Annotated in this window: 14 protein-coding genes; 3 read left to right on the top strand and 11 right to left on the bottom strand. The window is 43.1% G+C overall.

The window, feature by feature from the left end:
* Positions 1 to 388 precede the first annotated feature (388 nt).
* From JMX50_RS02710 to JMX50_RS02730, 5 genes are all read right to left on the bottom strand, one after another.
* Positions 389 to 880 (bottom strand): hypothetical protein, encoded by a 492-nt coding sequence (locus JMX50_RS02710; protein WP_201619247.1) that lies wholly within the window; start codon positions 878 to 880, stop codon positions 389 to 391.
* A gap of 73 nt (positions 881 to 953) precedes the next feature.
* Positions 954 to 1,670 (bottom strand): ribonuclease PH, encoded by a 717-nt coding sequence (gene rph, locus JMX50_RS02715; protein WP_183620154.1) that lies wholly within the window; start codon positions 1,668 to 1,670, stop codon positions 954 to 956.
* A 190-nt stretch (positions 1,671 to 1,860) separates the two neighbouring features.
* A complete protein-coding gene (locus JMX50_RS02720) occupies positions 1,861 to 3,582 on the bottom strand; it encodes an AMP-binding protein (RefSeq protein ID WP_201624695.1) in 1,722 nt (573 codons plus the stop codon).
* A 621-nt stretch (positions 3,583 to 4,203) separates the two neighbouring features.
* A complete protein-coding gene (locus JMX50_RS02725; protein WP_201624677.1) occupies positions 4,204 to 5,931 on the bottom strand; it encodes an AMP-binding protein in 1,728 nt (575 codons plus the stop codon).
* Between the two features lie 375 nt (positions 5,932 to 6,306).
* Entirely contained in the window at positions 6,307 to 8,148 is a 1,842-nt protein-coding gene (locus JMX50_RS02730) for a vWA domain-containing protein (protein ID WP_201628306.1), read from the bottom strand.
* Between the two features lie 382 nt (positions 8,149 to 8,530).
* Between JMX50_RS02730 and parC the strand changes: the two genes are divergently transcribed.
* Positions 8,531 to 10,852, top strand: a complete 2,322-nt coding sequence (gene parC, locus JMX50_RS02735; RefSeq protein ID WP_201628307.1) for a DNA topoisomerase IV subunit A — start codon at positions 8,531 to 8,533, stop codon at positions 10,850 to 10,852.
* A 142-nt stretch (positions 10,853 to 10,994) separates the two neighbouring features.
* Here the strand turns inward: parC and JMX50_RS02740 are convergent, their stop codons facing one another.
* The 3 genes from JMX50_RS02740 to JMX50_RS02750 form a co-directional block, all read right to left on the bottom strand.
* Positions 10,995 to 11,474, bottom strand: coding sequence for a hypothetical protein (locus tag JMX50_RS02740; protein ID WP_201628308.1), 480 nt, complete (start codon positions 11,472 to 11,474; stop codon positions 10,995 to 10,997).
* A gap of 167 nt (positions 11,475 to 11,641) precedes the next feature.
* Positions 11,642 to 12,424, bottom strand: coding sequence for a hypothetical protein (locus JMX50_RS02745; RefSeq protein ID WP_201628309.1), 783 nt, complete (start codon positions 12,422 to 12,424; stop codon positions 11,642 to 11,644).
* Between the two features lie 115 nt (positions 12,425 to 12,539).
* Positions 12,540 to 13,139, bottom strand: a complete 600-nt coding sequence (locus tag JMX50_RS02750; RefSeq protein WP_201628310.1) for a hemerythrin domain-containing protein — start codon at positions 13,137 to 13,139, stop codon at positions 12,540 to 12,542.
* Between the two features lie 345 nt (positions 13,140 to 13,484).
* Here JMX50_RS02750 and JMX50_RS02755 point away from each other — a divergent pair, with 345 nt between their 5' ends.
* Positions 13,485 to 14,315, top strand: coding sequence for an HAD family hydrolase (locus JMX50_RS02755; protein WP_227670869.1), 831 nt, complete (start codon positions 13,485 to 13,487; stop codon positions 14,313 to 14,315).
* 189 nt (positions 14,316 to 14,504) lie between these two features.
* Here the strand turns inward: JMX50_RS02755 and JMX50_RS02760 are convergent, their stop codons facing one another.
* Entirely contained in the window at positions 14,505 to 14,768 is a 264-nt protein-coding gene (locus tag JMX50_RS02760; protein ID WP_201565026.1) for a hypothetical protein, read from the bottom strand.
* Between the two features lie 120 nt (positions 14,769 to 14,888).
* Entirely contained in the window at positions 14,889 to 15,686 is a 798-nt protein-coding gene (locus JMX50_RS02765; protein ID WP_201628311.1) for a 3-oxoacyl-ACP reductase, read from the bottom strand.
* 388 nt (positions 15,687 to 16,074) lie between these two features.
* Between JMX50_RS02765 and JMX50_RS02770 the strand changes: the two genes are divergently transcribed.
* Positions 16,075 to 17,208 (top strand): ABC transporter substrate-binding protein, encoded by a 1,134-nt coding sequence (locus tag JMX50_RS02770; protein ID WP_201628312.1) that lies wholly within the window; start codon positions 16,075 to 16,077, stop codon positions 17,206 to 17,208.
* 128 nt (positions 17,209 to 17,336) lie between these two features.
* On the opposite strand, the gene JMX50_RS02775 is transcribed toward JMX50_RS02770, so the two are convergent.
* On the bottom strand, positions 17,337 to 18,572 hold the full coding sequence (locus tag JMX50_RS02775; protein WP_201565023.1) for an FUSC family protein: 1,236 nt from the start codon (positions 18,570 to 18,572) through the stop codon (positions 17,337 to 17,339).
* Between the last annotated feature and the right edge of the window lie 149 nt (positions 18,573 to 18,721).

Consider the following 18,721-nt stretch of genomic DNA (forward strand, 5'->3'; position numbering starts at 1 on the left):
ATGCTCAGTATCAATAAGCGTATTAACGATAAGTAAGATAAGATTTTTCAATCCTATTTATAAACCATTTGCACAGGAATCTGCAAGTCTTATTGCTTGGAGATAAGCGATAAAAGGTATGAAATTGAGGATAAACGGTAAAACGAGATAGGAGTTTTAGAAATGAAGGCAGAGATTTAGGAAGGATAATATCATCAGTTCAATATGAAAAAGGTATATTCAACATAGCGTTCTGCTGGAACAAGTTTTGCTCGCTTGCTGTGTGCTTTGCACTCCAGAGGCTTGGCAAAAAATTTTCCAGCAGCACTAAATTCTTTTTCAATTGAATCAGCTATAAGCTATGTTAAATATAACTCACAGAATGAACAGACTAAAACCAATCGACAATCTAATCGTTGCTCATCTTAATATTGGCATGGCGTTTGCTCAGCGGTTGGCCTTGTAAAATGGCTTTGGCCGCGTTAGCTTCTTGAATATTATCAAAGCCGCCAATCAGATATTTACGTATGTCATCACAATCGACAATCTGTAGCTGTTCACCAATCAGAGTAATTTTATCGCCATCAGTCAGGTGAATATGCTCACGTTTGCCTTGATTATCATGCACCAGCTCGCCATCACGCACCCACAATACGCCGCTACTAATAATACCGCTCATGGCTTGTTTATGTTTCAGGCGTTGCCGATTAAAAATAAAACTACCAATAATCAATAAGGCCAAAGCGCCAATAGCCAAGCGCTCAGGCAACAGACTCATGGCTAAAGCAACCGCCACTGCCCCAACCAGTAATGCGGAGCCAAACCAAAATAGCCCATTGTCAGCCGCTGGCGACTGACCTTGTAAGGTGATTTTAGCGCCGTCATCAGTCAGCTTTAGCATGCGCGATTACCTGTTCAAAAGCAGTGAATGGTTAAAAGTTTAAATAAAAAGTCATAAAAGAACGTTTAGAGATTTACCAACCTAGTGCTGTTTTTTGCATAGCAATCAGCTCAGCGATACCTTTTTCCGCAAGAATCAGCATATCGTCTGCTTGCGCGCGGGTAAATGGCTTTTCTTCTGCCGTCCCTTGCAGCTCGATAAATTCGCCCTTTTGCGTCATCACCACGTTCAAATCTGTATCGCAGCTGGCATCTTCTTCGTAATTTAAATCAAGATAGGCTTCGCCATCTTTCATACCAACCGATACCGCAGCGACCAAACCAATTAATGGATCGGCTTTGAGCTTTTTGGTTTTTTGTAGGCTTTCTAGCGCATCGATAAGAGCAATAGCTGCACCGGTCACACTAGCGGTACGCGTGCCGCCATCTGCTTGCAATACATCGCAATCAAGATAAATGGTATTTTCGCCAAGCTTACTTAAATCAATCATCGCCCGTAAACTACGACCGATTAAACGCTGGATTTCTTGCGTACGACCTGATTGCTTACCGCGTGCGGCTTCGCGCTGATTACGGGTATTGGTCGCACGTGGCAACATACCGTATTCTGCGGTAATCCAGCCTTTGCCTTTACCTTTAAGCCAGCGTGGTACGCCCGACTCAACGCTCGCAGTACATAATACTTTGGTATCGCCAAAGCTGACCAATACTGACCCTTCGGCATGCTTAGTGTAATGGCGCTCAAAGCTGATTGAGCGAAGTTGGTTAAGCTCACGGTTGTCAATACGCATAAAATTTCCTAGTACGATGTTGTAAAAGCAGAGTGATGGTTGTATAAAGTTATACAATAACAAGTTCGTCGTTACGTCGACGGATATGCTCGCAGACGTAAATATGACGATATCCTAACGTGGCAGCGGCGCAATAGCAAGATTCTCTCAAGCTATTACGCCGCTGCTTTAGCAGGATTTAGCGTTAACTTTATTCTAAACCTTCCATCTTACGCAATTCTTTACGTAGGATTTTACCGACGTTTGATTTTGGTAATTCATCAACGAATTGGATATGACGCGGACGTTTGTAGCCGGTCAATTGCTTTTTACCAAAATCAAGCAGCTCTTGCTCGGTGACATTGCCTTTTTTGACCACAAATAGCTTTGGATCTTCACCGCGGTCATCATTTGGAATACCAATAGCGCCGCATTCTACCACAGCAGGATGCTCACTCATGGCTTCTTCGATCTCATTTGGATAAACGTTAAAGCCCGAAACCAAAATCATGTCTTTTTTGCGGTCAACGATTTTGATAAAGCCTTTTTCGTCCATGATGCCGATATCGCCCGTTTTCAAGAAGCCACTAGCGGTAAAGGTTTCAGCCGTTTCTTGTGGACGATTTTGATAGCCAATCATTACCTGTGGACCTTTGACACAAATCTCACCGCGATCACCTAATGCCACTTCATTTTCATCATCATCGATTAAAATAATATCAGTGCTAGAAGCAGGAATACCAATTTTTCCGGTAAATTCAGAAATAGTCATTGGGTTAAAGGCGACTACTGGCGAGGTTTCAGACAAACCATAACCTTCAACGATAGGCAGACCAGTGATTTTATGCCACTCTTTTGCGACGCTTGGCAATACCGACATACCGCCGCCAATCGAGGCTTTTAGGTTAGAGAAATCTAAATCTGCAAAGCCTTCTTTATGTACTAAGCCATTAAATAAGGTGTTTACCGCAGGGATAAACGATGGCTTGTATTTGCCCATCTCTTTAATCAAACCATCTAAATCACGCGGGTTTGGAATCAGCAAACCGGCATAACCTTGGTACATACCATACATGCCGCAAACCATAAATGAGAACACATGGTATAGCGGGAGCGCGGTCAAAATCACATCATTGGCATCGACATCATCATCAAAGGCGCTGTTCATCAGGACACTAATCTGTAGCATATTAGCGACCAAGTTACCGTGCGATAGCATCGCGCCTTTGGCAACACCCGTCGTACCACCAGTATATTGCAACAAGGCCACATCGCTTAAGTTCAAATCAGGACGCTTATACTTGCTAGCTGAAACCGCATTTAACGCATGCTTAAAGCTGGTGCTCTCTGGCAGACGATAAGCGGGAATCATTTTTTTAACATGACGCGCGACCAGGTTGACCACTGCCCCTTTGACCAAGCCAAGCATATCGCCAAGCTTACAAACGATGACATGCTTCACTTGCCCTTTATCTTCGGCATCTTGATAGGTTTTTGCAAAGTTCTCAACGATAAACAACGCTTTAGCGCCACTATCATGCAACTGATGCGATAGCTCACGGCTGGTATACAAAGGATTAACATTAACCAGTACCATACCTGCACGGATAATACCCAAAGCCACCACTGGATACTGCAAAATATTGGGCATCATCACCCCAACTTTATCGCCCTTTACCAATCCTAACGACTGTAAATAGCTGGCAATTTGGCGACTGTATAAGTCTAATTGCTTAAAGGTAATGGACGCACCCATGCAAATATACGCAGGTTTTTGCCCATAACGACTAAAGTTACGCTCGAACACTTCAAGTAAAGACGTACTGTCATCTGGCATATCGATGGTCGCATCGATGCCATAGCGCTCATAAGCACTCAGCCACGGACTGTCGCTATCTATCGTCGGCATGGTAGGAAATGCATTTTCAACCATTGATTGAGCGTTGCCCGCAGCGTTATGGTTGGTGGTTTCTTTATTGATACTGTCCGTCATAATCGTCCCTAAATGTTACTGTTAAAATATAGAGTATATGTGCTGCCCTTACCGTGGTCGCCAACCACGTATTGATAAAATCAAAAGTTTGTGAATAAATAACTGCTCATCACCTAAGCTCTGAGCGCAATTGTTATTCACAAACTTTTTACATCAAAAATCTTTAGACATATAAGCCGCATGCCTAAGTTTACTCTCACTATGATGCAAATGCATAAAAGCCATTGTATCACCAGTTGCAAACGCATTAACGCAAAAAGCTATTATTCAAATAGCCAGCATTGTCGATGCTTTTATAACGGCGCTAAGCACTTAAGCATGCACTTTTATCGTGAAATACAAAAATATAATCGGCAGGAACTATAGCAGTTTTGCTCGCCATTCTCTATGCGTACTGCCAAATCATCATAGAAAAATAAAAAAAATGATAAGGTCTTATACAAACGACCTTATCATCTTTCAGTATGACACCAGCGAATATCCGGCTATTTTCGACCCTATTTATCATGTATTAAGGGTGATAAATGTGGGTAAAAAAAATGATATTCGGTGCTAAATTACTTAACCGTGATTCTTCTCTTCTAAAGCGCGCAAGTCTTTATGTAAAATCTTACCGACGTTAGATTTCGGTAACTCATCAATAAATTCAACATAACGAGGACGCTTATAACCGGTTAGATTTTCTTTGCTATAAGCGAGCACGTCTTCTTTAGTCAAGCTGTCATCACTGCGCACGACATAAATCTTCGGTACTTCGCCGCTCTTTTCATCATCGACACCGATAACGCCGCATTCCAAAATCTTTGGATGACCTGACATCACATCTTCTACTTCGTTTGGATAGACGTTAAAGCCTGATACCAAAATCATATTCTTTTTGCGATCGACTATCTTAAAGTAGCCCTCTTCGTCCATCACGCCGATATCACCGGTACGGAAATAACCATCAGACGTCATGACCTCAGCGGTGGCATCATCACGTTTCCAGTAGCCTTTCATGACCTGCGGACCACGAACGCAAATTTCACCGCGCTCACCAAGTGGCACTTCATTGCCCTCTTCATCCAAGATGGCCATGTCTGTGCCAGGCATCGGTAGACCGATATTACCTGAGAACTCGCCTGTACCTTGCGGATTTGCTGAAGCAACAGGAGAGGTTTCCGACAGACCATAACCTTGCACAATGATGTTGCCAGTTATTTTTTCCCATTTAGCCGCGGTATCTTTTAATACTGCCATACCGCCGCCCATCGACATCTCAAGCTTGCTATGGTCTAAGGCTTTAAATGCGTCACTATTAGCGAGCGCATTAAATAGCGTGTTTACCGCTGGGAAAAACGCCGGTGGATAATCTTTATAGGCTTTGATTAAACTTGCGCCATCACGTGGATTCGGTACCAGTAGACCGATACAGCCACGATAGAGGCCATACATACCACAAACTGTAAATGAGAAGATATGATATAGCGGCAAGGCTGTCATAATAACAGGCTGCTCATTACGCGCTTCAAACTTATCAAACGCATCGCCAAGATAGGTATCACACTGAATTAAGTTGGCGACCAAGTTGCCGTGCGTTAGCATCGCGCCTTTTGCCACACCTGTGGTACCACCGGTGTACTGCAATACGGCGACATCATCAAGCCCGATATTGGTTGGGCGGTTATACTTTTTCGCAGACAATTGATTGAGTGCTTTTTTAAAGTTCACGCTCTTTTTAAGCGTGTAATGAGGCACCAGTTTTTTCACATGACGCACGACAGCATTGACAATAAAACCTTTTAACGGGCTCATTAAATCGCCCATCGACGTCACCACCACATGATCGACCAAATCTTTACCGATATCTTCATACGTTTTGGCAAAGTTTTCTAAGATAAACAGCACTTTGGTCTCAGAATCTTCTAACTGATGCTGAAGCTCTTTGGTGGTATAAAGTGGATTGACGTTAACCAAGGTCATGCCAGCACGTAGGACACCTAATACGGCAACCGGTAACTGCAAGATATTGGGCATCATAACGCCGACTTTATCGCCTTTTTTTAGGCCAAGCGACTGTAAATATGCGGCAATCTGTTTGCTATAACGGTCTAAATCTTCGTACGAGAGCTTTACATCCATGCACACAAAGGCGGTACGACCAGCATGAGTAACAAAATTCTGCTCAAGAATATCGATTAAAGAGGTATTGGCGGGCGGCATATTAATCTCGTACTGTATGCCAAGCTTTTCGTAAGTTTTGAGCCACGCTTTGTCATTACGACGAATTAGGTTACCTTGATTTTCCATAATCTTACTGCTCCTAGTAATAGTGTGCTGCTATTAACCCATCTCTATCACAGAGTGATAAACATACCAAACCTCATCGTTCAAGCTAACCATCCATATAACCATGATGGCGGGCGGCTGACGATATAAGCGTCTGGCAATGAGTCAACAATATAGCGATAAATAGCCCTTTGTTGATTAACATACACACTTTATACAAACTACTCAATATAAAAGATTGCTACCTGAGTTCTTAAACGTACTTGACGGCCGTTAATTATATTACTATCAAATACTTAACCATTAAATGACCGGCCATACCACGGATTGTTACCAATTATTTATTACCAAACATTGTTCTATTGTTAATAAAAATAACCGTACCTTACGCTTCTCTTAACGTTTACTATCAAGGGCAGCAGCAAGCTCGGTTAGGGTCACAAAGTTACGCCGCGTGCCATCCTTATCACTATCTGGTTTTTGAGCCAGAGTACTGGTCGCAAGTTTGGCGCTATGGCTATAATGCCAGTCATTAATATAATTGCTTTGGCTTAAGCGTTGACCAAACCCTGCTACGGCGATGGCAAACTGGGTATCGATATTGGCTTTATTTAAAGGGCGGCTGGCATTAATAATCGGTTGGTTAATCAACTTAGAGCTGCCACCTTTTGGCGCTTTATAACGAATATTTAGATAGCCTAGCTCGTTTGTTTTTTTGCCGCGAGCCGTCTTCTTTGATTCATTCTCATTATAACGGCGCTCGCTAAACAATCCTTTTGCACCAGTTGGCGTCACTTCAAACAGCGCAATGACTGCCTTACCTGCTCCAAGCTCGCCGGCATCGACTTTATCATTATTAAAATCTTCCTCATTAAGGACGCGGTTTTCATAACCGATTAAACGCCATTCGCTGACCACATTTGGATTAAATTCGACTTGCACCTTGACGTCTTTGGCGACGGTGTTAAAGGTCGCCGCTAGCTCATCGCTAAAAACTTTTTTGGCCTCAGTCAAACTGTCGATATAGCTATAGTTACCATTACCGTTGTCTGCCATCTGTTCCATCATGTGGTCATTGAGATTGCCACGACCAAAACCGACGGTCGACAAGGAGATACCGCGATCACGATTGGCTTTGACCAACTCTAGCATCTCATCAACACTACTAATACCGACATTAAAATCGCCATCGGTCAGCATCATAATGCGATTGATACCGTTCTTTTTCATGCCTTGTTCTGCTTGTCTATAAGCCAACTTTAAGGCGTCTTCGCCATTGGTCGAGCCAGCGGCAGTTAAGCTCTCTATCGCCGCGAGTATTTTTGCTTTTTGGTCACCACTGGTCGCAGGCAACGCCACACTGGTAGTGCCCGAATAAGTGACAATGCTAATACTGTCTTGGGCGCGCATCTGCTCGGTGAGTAACTTCAATGACGATTGCGCTAGTGGTAGCTTATCGCGTGATGACATGGAGCCTGACACATCGACCAAAAATACCAAGTTGGCGGGCGGCATAACTTGATTGGTGCTTTTATTAGACCAGCTATTATCAACTGCTTTAATCCCAACTTTGACAATTTTATTATCCTGATCGGCCTTGTCCCACGGCGAATCAACCACTTCTGTTGCGACCACAAAAGGTGCGTTGGCAATGCGCTTGCCATCATCAAATTGATAATTAAAATAGTTAATCAACTCCTCTACGCGCACGGCATCGACAGGTGGCAGCTGCCCCTCATTAAGATAGCGGCGCACATTGGCGTAGCTGCCAGTATCGGTATCGATGGATAGAGTGGCAACCGCCATCTCAGTGGTGCGGTGTACCGGATTGGCGTCGTTTTTTTGATAATTATCACGTACTGGTAGCTGTACGCTGATGCCAGATAACGGACGCACACTCCATTGTGGCGCGGAACGTGTCATGCTGCTCATGCTATTACTCATGGTGTTATTGGTAGCGCTCATAGCATTGTCAGCTAAGACAACACGTGGCATCGCCACGTCCGACTCGGCGACTGCTACAATAGGCGGCATAGATTTTTGATTATCTGATTGCTTTATAGCGTTTTGACCGATAGTGCTACGGGTTTGCTCAGCCATCGGCTGACTCACTGGCGATGAGCTACACGCCGTCAATCCCATCATACCGGCGACAGCACTGAATAATAGCGCATTTTTGGCTAGATGCTGAGCACGCGTTCGTGATAAATAGGCAGGTGATATAGATGACGATGACATAATAGCTACTCCATATGATAGACGGCTTGGATAGATAGACGGCTTGGATAGATAGACGGCTTGGATAGACAGTTCGATGATAACGGTTCCGTGTTACAGCCTTTATAATAATTATTGCTGAGCACTATTGCATAGTGCCTTATGAAACAGGCGCTTAGTAAAAAGACAAACTATATGCGTCTGATTCACTATACTTCTCTTATTTTGTAAAAGCTATCAGCCAAAACGCAATCAGCACGTCTATCTAGCACGTCACGACCTGTCGTCTATTCTGACTTATGCCTTTTTAATTTTGCCAATATCCTTTACGATAGCACTATCCTATTTGCACGCTTGCACCAATTATTTATACCTATTAAAACTGATAAGTGAACCCTATTTTATGTCCGATGTTATTGATAATACCATTACACCCATTATCCCAAATGAACCAATGGATACCCGCTCAGTCGCGGAATTCACTGAACAAGCTTATCTCAACTATGCCATGTACGTCATCATGGATCGGGCGCTGCCCAATATCGCCGACGGGCTGAAACCTGTCCAGCGCCGTATCGTCTATGCGATGAGCGAGCTTGGGCTAAAATCGACAGCGAAGGCGAAAAAGTCTGCGCGTACCGTCGGTGACGTGCTGGGTAAATATCATCCGCATGGTGATAGCGCCTGTTATGAGGCGATGGTTCTGATGGCACAGCCGTTTAGTTATCGCTATCCGCTCATCACGGGTCAAGGTAACTGGGGTAGCTCAGATGATCCCAAATCCTTTGCCGCGATGCGCTATACCGAAGCTAAAATGTCGGCTTATGCCAATACCTTGCTTGCAGAACTCGGACAAGGCACGGTCGATTGGCAAGATAACTTCGATGGCACCATGCAGGAACCAACCACCCTACCTGCCCGCCTGCCTAATATTTTATTAAACGGCACGACTGGTATTGCCGTCGGTATGGCGACCGATATCCCGCCGCATAACCTAAATGAAGTGGTACGCGCGGCTATTCGTTTGCTAAAAAATCCTGAGCTATCGGTTAAACAATTAACCCAATCGATACCAGCGCCTGATTTGCCAACCCCTGCTGAGATCATCACCAGTAAAAAAGACTTGCAGGCCATGTATGAGAGCGGCCGTGGTAGCTATAAAATGCGCGCGACCTTTCATATTGACCCTAAAGAGAAAAATCTCGTCATTATCGACGCCCTTCCTTATCAAGTCTCAGGCAATAAGATTCAAGAACAAATCGCTAAGCTGATGATTGATAAAAAGCTGCCGTGGATTACTGATATTCATGATGAATCAGATCATGAAAACGCTTGCCGTATCGTCTTAGAGCTAAAATCTACCCGCGTCGACGTGCAGCGAGTAATGAGTCATCTATTTGCCAGCACTGATTTAGAAAGCAATTACCGCGTCAATATGAACATGATTGGCCTAAATGGTAAACCTCAAGTCAAAAACCTCAAAGAAATTCTTGAAGAATGGCTCGTCTGTCGCCGCTCAGTGGTCACGCGCCGTCTGCAATATCGCCTCGATAAAATCGATAAGCGCTTGCATATCCTTGCAGGCTTACTGATTGCCTATCTAAATATCGATGAAGTCATTCGTATTATTCGTGAAGAAGACGATCCAAAATTATCATTGATGCAAGACTATGACCTGACTGAGATACAAGCCAATGCTATCTTAGATATTCGTCTGCGTCAGCTCGCTAAACTAGAAGAGATTGAGCTTCGCCGCGAGCAAGATGAGCTGGCTGCTGAACGCGCTATCATTCAAGAATACTTGGACAATCCAGACAGCCTGACCAATCTGATGATTGATGAGCTTACCGCCGATATGAAAGAACACGGCAACGAGCGCGTATCACAATTGGCGGAACGCGAGGAAGCGCAAGCATTAAAAGAGTCTGACCTCGTACCGAGTGAGCCTGTCACCGCCATTCTATCGAAAGCGGGCTGGATTCGCGCCGCTAAAGGGCATGACGTCGATGCTGCTGGCATGACCTATCGCTCAGGCGATAGCTATCAAGCCCACGTGCGCGCTAAATCCAATGAGAGAATCTACGTGCTCGATAGCACTGGACGCAGTTATAGTATCGATGCGCATAGCCTCGCCTCCGCCCGTGGTCAAGGCGATCCGCTGACCAGCGTACTCAAACCGCCAGCAGGTGCCAGCTTTGAGCAGCTATTAACGGGTGCTGACGATCAACGTATCATCCTTGCTAGCTCAGCAGGTTATGGTTTTATCAATACTATTGGCAATCTCGATAGCAATCAAAAAGCGGGCAAAAATATCATCAATCTAGCAGCTGATAGTCGTCTGCTCCCTGTTGCGCGTATCGATGCGCCAGCGGATATGACTGCCAATGCTAATAATGAAAATGCCGAAGGTGAGAATAGCAGCGCAAGCGCGATGCCTGACCATGTTGCTGTCGTGACCAATGCAGGATATCTATTGATATTTGCCCTTGATGATTTGCCTGAACAGGCACGTGGTAAAGGTAATAAGCTGATCAAATTAAAAGACGGTGAAGAGGTGCTTGCCATCACGCCACTTAGTCAGCAAGACAGCCTAATCATTACCGCTGGCAAACGTCATGTGACGCTGAAGCCTAATGATTTGGCTAATTATACGGGCACTCGTGGTAATCGCGGTGGGCAGTTGCCAAGAGGCTTTCAGAATGTGACGAGTGTTGAGGTTGGTTGATAATATCTATACTTCGCACTTTAGTCTCTAACATTTAAAGCTCACAATATTCTTAACAAAAAGCCGCCTATACACAAGGTATAGACGGCTTTTTTAGGCAAGCTAAAGCAGATGACAATTATGGTAAAAAGATATTACTCATCTAAAAATTGCTGGATTCGGTATCTGCAAAAACTGCTGTCAAAAAGCTTTCAATCTGATTACTTGTCATGAGATAGGGATTATAGTCAGAACCTGCTGAGAAGCTTTTTAGGGCATATTCTTCATCTTCAGCGCTTGATGTTAGATATTTAACTAAAAACCCATTCCATTGACGCGATTCAATTTCCTCTATATTAACAATATTAGGGAAAATGGTTGAATGCTTGTCAAGTATTTTTCCTAAGGCAATATTGATAGCAGGCCTTGTACCTTGAAAACTTTGAACGAAATAACCTTCACTAATGACTAAAGCTGAAACTATATTGTTTTCTTCAAAATATCTTCGCCAATACTCAAATGCACGAGTCAGCTCGATTCCCGAATCTAGGTCGACATTTTTGGCGATATATGTCATGTTGATAAGAATATGCTCGCCATTTCTTTTTTTGCTTTCTGGAGTATGGCTCGTCGTTATCTGCATAAAAAACCTTATTTATAAAATACTTATCTAAACCAAGATACACTTTATGATGAAATATAATCAATAATATTTTTGGATTTTGACCAATTTCTTTATCAGATATCATGATTTCTTAGAGTTATAGCTATCGTAGATACCATCTTGTACATCTTACTCTGACACTCGAACTAACTAAATATATTGATGCCAAAAGTATCTACAATAAACATGGTCGCACTCAATAATGCACCGATGAATAAACACAGTTTCATGCCAAACGGCATATATTTAAAGGGTATTTGGGTAACACCGTATAGATGCAGGTTTTCAGCTTTGCTAATGGGATAAAACATGATCCCAACAGCGAGCATAAACGTAAACGGTGCCAAAAAGTAAAGGTGCTTTAGTTGTGTTGGCATATCAGCAGTATACAAATTCAACGTATAAGCACTCATCAACATAATAAATAGCGCAATAAAACGACTGGCTAAACGGGACTGAGCAAATTGCTTGGCATGTCTTTGTACATCATATACCCGTTGCGTCTGTGCTTTAATGACAGGGTCTGGATAAAGTTGTTGCTGCGCTTTGATAACAGAGATTAATCTTCCTTTCCTGACAAAGCTACTTATTGACGAGTACGCCCAATAGGTTAAGACTGCGCTCATAAGAAACAGCCACCATATCACGCTGGGGTATGTCGCCCATACCATCAGGATGACTATGAATAACATTAATAGCGCGAGAAAAAACTGTAAGAAATTTCTTATTCGACTAAACTGCAAGCTGAACAATATCATACGCTTTCGAGTAGCGAACGTGGGAGACTCTGCACCTAGTGGAATTTCACCCGCAATTTTTTTGCCAATAATTCTGAACATACCCTTGATACTGCTATCATTTAAACCCGCTCCATGATGTAGCACTTCTACGATCGCATCAGTACGAGCTTGTTCTTTATCGTTCATCACAATATCAATTCCGTTGAAGACACCTCTCAGAATTTTAGGAGTAGTTTTAGTATTTTACAAGCTGCAACGTTGTTTCATTAATGAATAGAACAATTTAAGGCCCAATACTCAAATCCTAACCCTGCCTCAACCCCAAAATCGGAATCACTAAATCTTCCTCATCGGTCAGATGTTGTGAGAGTAAATCGGTCGCCTCCACCAAAGTCTGATGCAATTGCGCTGCCAGCATTTTATCCTCAACCTCACTTCTCGCCAGCACATCATTTTGCACTTGCAACTTATCGAGTAGCGCATCCAAGCGCACATGGTCGCGACCCAATATCTCAAACCCTGCCTGTAGCTGCGGATACATCCGAATAAACTCAGGGAAAAACCCCTCATCCTCGACGCCATGATGCTGATGCAATTTAAGGATATGCATATTGATACGCTTAAGCATCTGCGAGCGATACGCTGCCCAGTCGTACTCGCCAGATTGATAGCCTGCACTAATCTGTGTCAAGATACGCTGACGCTTGCGTATGTTAGTATGTACTTTTAGCCAGCCCGATGTTTTGTAAGCATAATCTGCGCTAAACCATTGATCTGGCGGTAGCTTGTTGAATAAGAACAACCAATCCGTTTCAAGCCGACTGTCAGGATGACGCGGCGACAAAGTAAATAAATCATCGTCTAAGGCTTTTTGGCTCATATTATTTTCGGTAGATAAGCTCATTATGCTGTCCTTATCGGGCAAGTTTGCATTTTATATATTTATTAAGAATACTAAAAGAAATGCTATTTTTATTTAGATCTTATATAAAGTCAAAAAGTATAAAATCAACCGTTTGCTGGCCAGCGCCTTCTAAATATGAAAGGCATTTATCGTTATAAAAGCGCTACATAAATGAGTCACAACCACCCTATTGCTGTATTTTTAGTCATATAAAATTGAATACTTATTGATAAATACAAACTACATTCTTAGCGATAATACTTAAAATTATTCAGTAAATCTCAACGACTCTCAATACCTGCTCTAATTACCTAAATAGTCGTTTTTCAAATATAAAGGATACTCATGTTTATTGTAGATAAGGCGGCGACAGCCAGTATGAATCATACATTGCCTGTGCCAAAAGTGATATTTTTTGACATTGACGATACGCTTAGCCGTAACGGTGTTATCGCCGCGCACAACCAAGCGACCCTTGAAGCGCTTGCCAAAACTGATATTAAATTGGTGATTTCGACGGGTCGCTCTAAAGCGATATTGCCAGCAGATATTTTAGCTTTGTTTGAAGCTGATGTCTTAGATGCGATTATTTGTATGAATGGGCAATATAGCTTTGATAATAAGGGTGTCATCAGTCATTACCCTTTATCTGCTGAGCAGACGGACAAAATCGTCCAGTTATGTGAAACAAGCGAGCTGATTCATAAGTTCGACTCGGCGACGCATATCGCATGGTCAGGTGAAAACGCCCGCTTGCATGAATACAACGCCATAACGCCAAACTCTATTCTTGACCCAGATTATCATAAGGCAAATACGGTTTATCAATGCTCAGTATTTTTTAACAATCCAGAAGAGAAGATGCAAGATATCGACTTTGCAGAGGACGATTTAAAGCTGGTACATTGGCATCATATTGGCGCAGATATTCTGCCAGCAAACGCCTCTAAAGCACGCGGTATCAAAGACGTCTGTCAGTATTATGGCGTAGATGTACGTGAATGCATGGCGTTCGGTGATGGCATGAATGATTTAGAGATGTTTGATTTAGTCGGCTATGCGGTAGCGATGGGCGATGCTCAGCCCGCGTTGATTGAGCGCGCAGACTTCGTCACTGGCACGATTGAAGAGTACGGAATACAAGCAGTGCTTGAACAATTTAATATAGCATCGTAAGTATAAGAATCTTAAGAGAAAGTAGTCATAGCGTTTATCTTTATAACCAAAAAAAACCCCTTGCCAATCGCTGACAAGGTTTTTTGTTTTTCTAGTCATTGCTAATTTTTGGTTGATAACTCACAGCTGGGCGCAAGAATAATGCCGCATATAACTATCTTAATAATTAAATATAGAGCAAAAAAGGACTTAACGCTTCCTTGTCATCAGACTATAAACCCAGCCACCAATTTTATAAAAGCCGACGACCATCAGGATAAGCACCAGCGCTGCCAGTACATAGGCCAGCCAATTAGGCACACTACTCAGCCAACCAATGGTAAATGCCAAGCCCATATAGGTTTCCACCGGCCAGTTTAGGATAGGCGTCGGTGAGCCAGCATGGAACATCATCATAAAAGCAACCATCCCAATTACTGCGGCGATGATTCCAGCTCGTTTACGGTTATTCATCTTATTCCTCTATCTCTTATTTAATCAATGTGGTTAGAACTGCGCTTGTTTTTTATTTTATCTTGCTATTTTTATCAACGTTTAGATATCACGGCCTCAAAGCATCATGACCTCAAAGCCTTAAGGCATCGTCAAACCACCATCGACAGCGATAGACTGTCCGGTGATGGCCAAGCTCAAATCAGACGCCATTAATAGCACCGAATTGGCAAAGTCAGCCACCGAGGTTGCTTGTCGTAATGGCGTGGTGGTGGCGATATAATCAAAGACTTCTTCAGTCGTTAAACGGCTCGCATCCGTGGTTTGTAGCAATCCGCCAGCCAGCAAGTTAACGCGGATGCCGTATTGTCCAAGCTCCGCAGCCAAGTTACGCGTCAGCCCAATCAATGCGGATTTGGCAGTGGTATAGTCGTAATAAGTGACCACCGGATTATAAACAAGATTGGTCGAGATATTGATAATCTTGCCCAATTTTTGCGTTTTCATTTGTGGTAGTACCGCTTGTACGCTATTGACCGCACCTTTGACAATACCGTCAAGCTGCTGCGAAAAATGCGCCCATTTGACGGTTTCGATACTGGTATAGTCGGCACTGGGATTAAACTGATAACTTGGCAAGGCGTTATTGACCAATATATCAATGCGACCATAACGCGCAACCACTTCAGCTGCCAGCGCTTGCATTTGTGCTAAATCGCTAACATCAGCTTGATAAGCAAATGCTTGACCACCTGCGGCGATGATACCGGCAACCACTTGGTCGGCAGCCTCTTTACTATTAAGATAATTGACGCAAACGCGTGCGCCAGCTGCTGCTGTTTGCTCAGCAATCTGAGCGCCAAGTCCGCGACTAGCGCCAGTGACGATAGCGACTTTATCCGTGAGCAGCGCTGGAATCAGTGGGTTACTCTGAGTCATGATGTTGCATCCTTTATTATTGTGTTATGGTTAATCTATTTGTTTTATATAAACTATATTGTTAAGTGATGGCTGAAAAATAAACCAGCGCCCATCATAACATGATTATTTGCGCTTATAATCTTACAAAAGTTTAGCGGAAAACCTCATACTATTAGTTTTAAATAATTCTTAGCCAGTTATTAGCATGAGCCTTAATAGTGGTATGAATATCGGTTGCATCCTTACCCTTTAAATTATTCACAATCATAGCCATAATAGTTTCACATTTGGCTCGATAGCTTATATTCAGTACTTAACACTTAGTATTCAACACTTAGCACTTAGCATTAACTATCTACCATCTAACTTTTACTCATTTGCATCATTCTTATTTAGGAGAGATATTTTGACCCATTTATCATCGTCCCACTCTGTCGCTCACAGCATTGTTCGTGGCACTCGTATACTGCCAAAAGCGCTTTTAGCGGTGACAGTCGGACTTGCACTTGCCAGCTGTAGCAACTCTGACAATGCGGCAACTGACGGTACAACTGCCAGTACAGAAACGCTTAATTTGTATAACTGGTCTGAATATATGCCGCAGGAAATTCTCGACGGCTTTACCGAAGAGACGGGCATTCGGGTCAATTACACTACTTTTGATTCTAACGAAGCCATGTACGCCAAGCTCAAATTGCTTGATGACTCTAGCCAATATGACTTAGCGATTCCATCGACCTATTATGTCGAAAAAATGGCCAAAGAAGGGTTGCTGCAAGAGCTGGATAAATCCAAATTAAGCAACTTTAAGAACCTTGATACCTCATTTACCAATACCAAAGTTGACCCAGAAAACAAATACTCAATTCCTTACATGTGGGGCAGCACCGGTCTTGCCATCAATGGCGAAGCGGTCGATCCTGCGACCGTAAATAGCTGGAATGACTTATGGCGTCCTGAGTATAAAGGTCAAGTGATGCTGATGAATGACATGCGCGAAGTGTTTGGTATGGCGCTATTGACCCTTGGCTATTCAGGTAATAGTAAAAACCCTGACGAAATCAAAGCTGCTTATGAGAAGCTGACGACCTTGATGCCAAATGTGAAAACCTTTAACTCGGATGCCTCGCGCATGCCGTATATGGAAGGCGAAACCACGGTTGGTATGAGTTGGAATGGTGAAGCTATCATCGCCAATAACGAAGGCTTGACCAGCTTGGTGTATAAATACCCAACTGAGGGCGCTATCTTATGGATGGATAACTTTGTGATTCCCAAAAACGCCAAACAGGTCGATGCAGCACACAAATTTATTGACTACTTACTGCGTCCTGAGAACTCTAAAATCGTCAGCGAAGAGATTGGTTATGCCTCACCCAACATCGCCGCGCGTGAGATGATGCCAGAAGAGGTTAGAAACAATCCAACCATTTATCCAAGCAAAGATGTGCTAGCAAAAGCTGAATTCCAAGAAGATGTCGGTGATGAAGCCTTGCAAGTTTATCAGCAGTATTGGGATAAGCTGAAAACCGGTCGTTAATCATTATTTGTTAAAATATGATTATTAATGGCTGATGGTTAATAGCTGTTTTTACTAAATATGGCTATAAAAAAACGCTGACTTTATAGAGTCAGCGTTTTTTATTTGTCTTTTATTTGTTTTTCTATTTATAAATGCAAATCAGTTTCGCTGCCTTTATGCTCAATACGGCGCTGCTCGCGGCGCTGATAACGTAGACCTGAGGCGGCAAACCATTGCGGCTTGGTGGTTTGTAGCAAATCACTGAGCCGCTGCAGTTGTAGTTGTAAGGTTTGAGTTAACCAGAAATAGCCTTGCCACTCAAAGCCCAAATTTTCTACACTTGGATATTCTGATACCGCAATGCGCGTAATAGGACGAAATACCTCATCGTTTGGGCTACGTAATACCGCCGCCATATGCTGCATCGCTTGCGTTAATTCATGCTGATAATGGATAAGCAAAATATGATTTTCATCATCAATCTCAATATTCGCCAAGCGCGGCGCGGCACTTAATAATAAATCAATGGTACCAATAATATTACGATGGGTACGCTGAATGGTCTCTAGCGTTTCTTTTTCAATGCCCGATTCACTGGCTGTCGCGGCGATATGCGGGCGCACGGCAAGCAAGCGCTTATTGATTTTTTGCAGGGCTTTGACCAAAGATTTATTAACGGGTGTATCTGGTACAGAGCTGCTCTTTGGATAAATAATACTGGCTGAACTGGTCGCCTTACTATATTTAAATGGCTTGGGTACCAAAACTTCCGCATCAATATGATTGCCAACCCCAGCGTACAAATTACTGCAGGTTTCAAGATTGCTTGCCAATAAAAACCGCCACATCAAGGTCGATTTAAGCGGTAAAATCAACGTTGCTGCGACCGCCACCCCTGCACCAAGTAAGATATTAAAGGCGCGATATAAACCATCTTGGGCGATATTGCTATGGTCAGGGCTTGAAACAATCATCAGCATCGTAATCCCTGTCAACAGACCAATATAGCCCAGCTGCTTGACCGCTACATAACCGATGATGCCACTGATAATACCAATCAGCCCGTAATATAACCATAGCCAATGACCCGTATCTTGAATCAGCCATAAGAAACTAAGCCCGACCACCACCCCAAGTAAAGTGCCGAGTATCCGCTCTTTGGCCTTGGTATAAATCGCCCCTTGATATTGCAATAAGCCCAATATCACAAACACGGTAATGGTCGTCCACTCGCCATGCGGCAAGTGTGTAAACTCATTTAACAACAGTGCAATCAGCACGGCCACACCCAAACGTATGGCATGCAAAATATCCGCATGCTGATAGCGGGCATATGGCTCCACAAACGGTGCAGTAAATCGTTGCCAAAAAGTCGGTTTCACGCAGGCTGTCTCTTATAATAAATAAATGAATAAAAATGCGGTTAAATAATAACTGCTAGCTTAACTATTGATAAAGCGATAATAAAGCAATGGTCAAAAAATAACGCCTTTCATCTATTAAAAGATAAAAGACGTTAAAGGTCAAAACA

The organism is Psychrobacter maritimus, assembly GCF_904846345.1.
Classification (GTDB): domain Bacteria; phylum Pseudomonadota; class Gammaproteobacteria; order Pseudomonadales; family Moraxellaceae; genus Psychrobacter; species Psychrobacter maritimus.

Excerpts from the sequence above, each read along its gene's own strand:
- JMX50_RS02710 (WP_201619247.1), bottom strand. The coding sequence starts at position 880 with ATGCTAAAGCTGACTGATGACGGCGCTAAAATCACCTTACAAGGTCAG.
- JMX50_RS02765 (WP_201628311.1), bottom strand. The coding sequence starts at position 15,686 with ATGACTCAGAGTAACCCACTGATTCCAGCGCTGCTCACGGATAAAGTC.
- JMX50_RS02740 (WP_201628308.1), bottom strand. The coding sequence starts at position 11,474 with ATGCAGATAACGACGAGCCATACTCCAGAAAGCAAAAAAAGAAATGGC.
- JMX50_RS02725 (WP_201624677.1), bottom strand. The coding sequence starts at position 5,931 with ATGGAAAATCAAGGTAACCTAATTCGTCGTAATGACAAAGCGTGGCTC.
- rph (WP_183620154.1), bottom strand. The coding sequence starts at position 1,670 with ATGCGTATTGACAACCGTGAGCTTAACCAACTTCGCTCAATCAGCTTT.
- JMX50_RS02760 (WP_201565026.1), bottom strand. The coding sequence starts at position 14,768 with ATGAATAACCGTAAACGAGCTGGAATCATCGCCGCAGTAATTGGGATG.
- JMX50_RS02750 (WP_201628310.1), bottom strand. The coding sequence starts at position 13,139 with ATGAGCTTATCTACCGAAAATAATATGAGCCAAAAAGCCTTAGACGAT.
- JMX50_RS02755 (WP_227670869.1), top strand. The coding sequence starts at position 13,485 with ATGTTTATTGTAGATAAGGCGGCGACAGCCAGTATGAATCATACATTG.
- JMX50_RS02730 (WP_201628306.1), bottom strand. The coding sequence starts at position 8,148 with ATGTCATCGTCATCTATATCACCTGCCTATTTATCACGAACGCGTGCT.
- parC (WP_201628307.1), top strand. The coding sequence starts at position 8,531 with ATGTCCGATGTTATTGATAATACCATTACACCCATTATCCCAAATGAA.
- JMX50_RS02720 (WP_201624695.1), bottom strand. The coding sequence starts at position 3,582 with ATGGTTGAAAATGCATTTCCTACCATGCCGACGATAGATAGCGACAGT.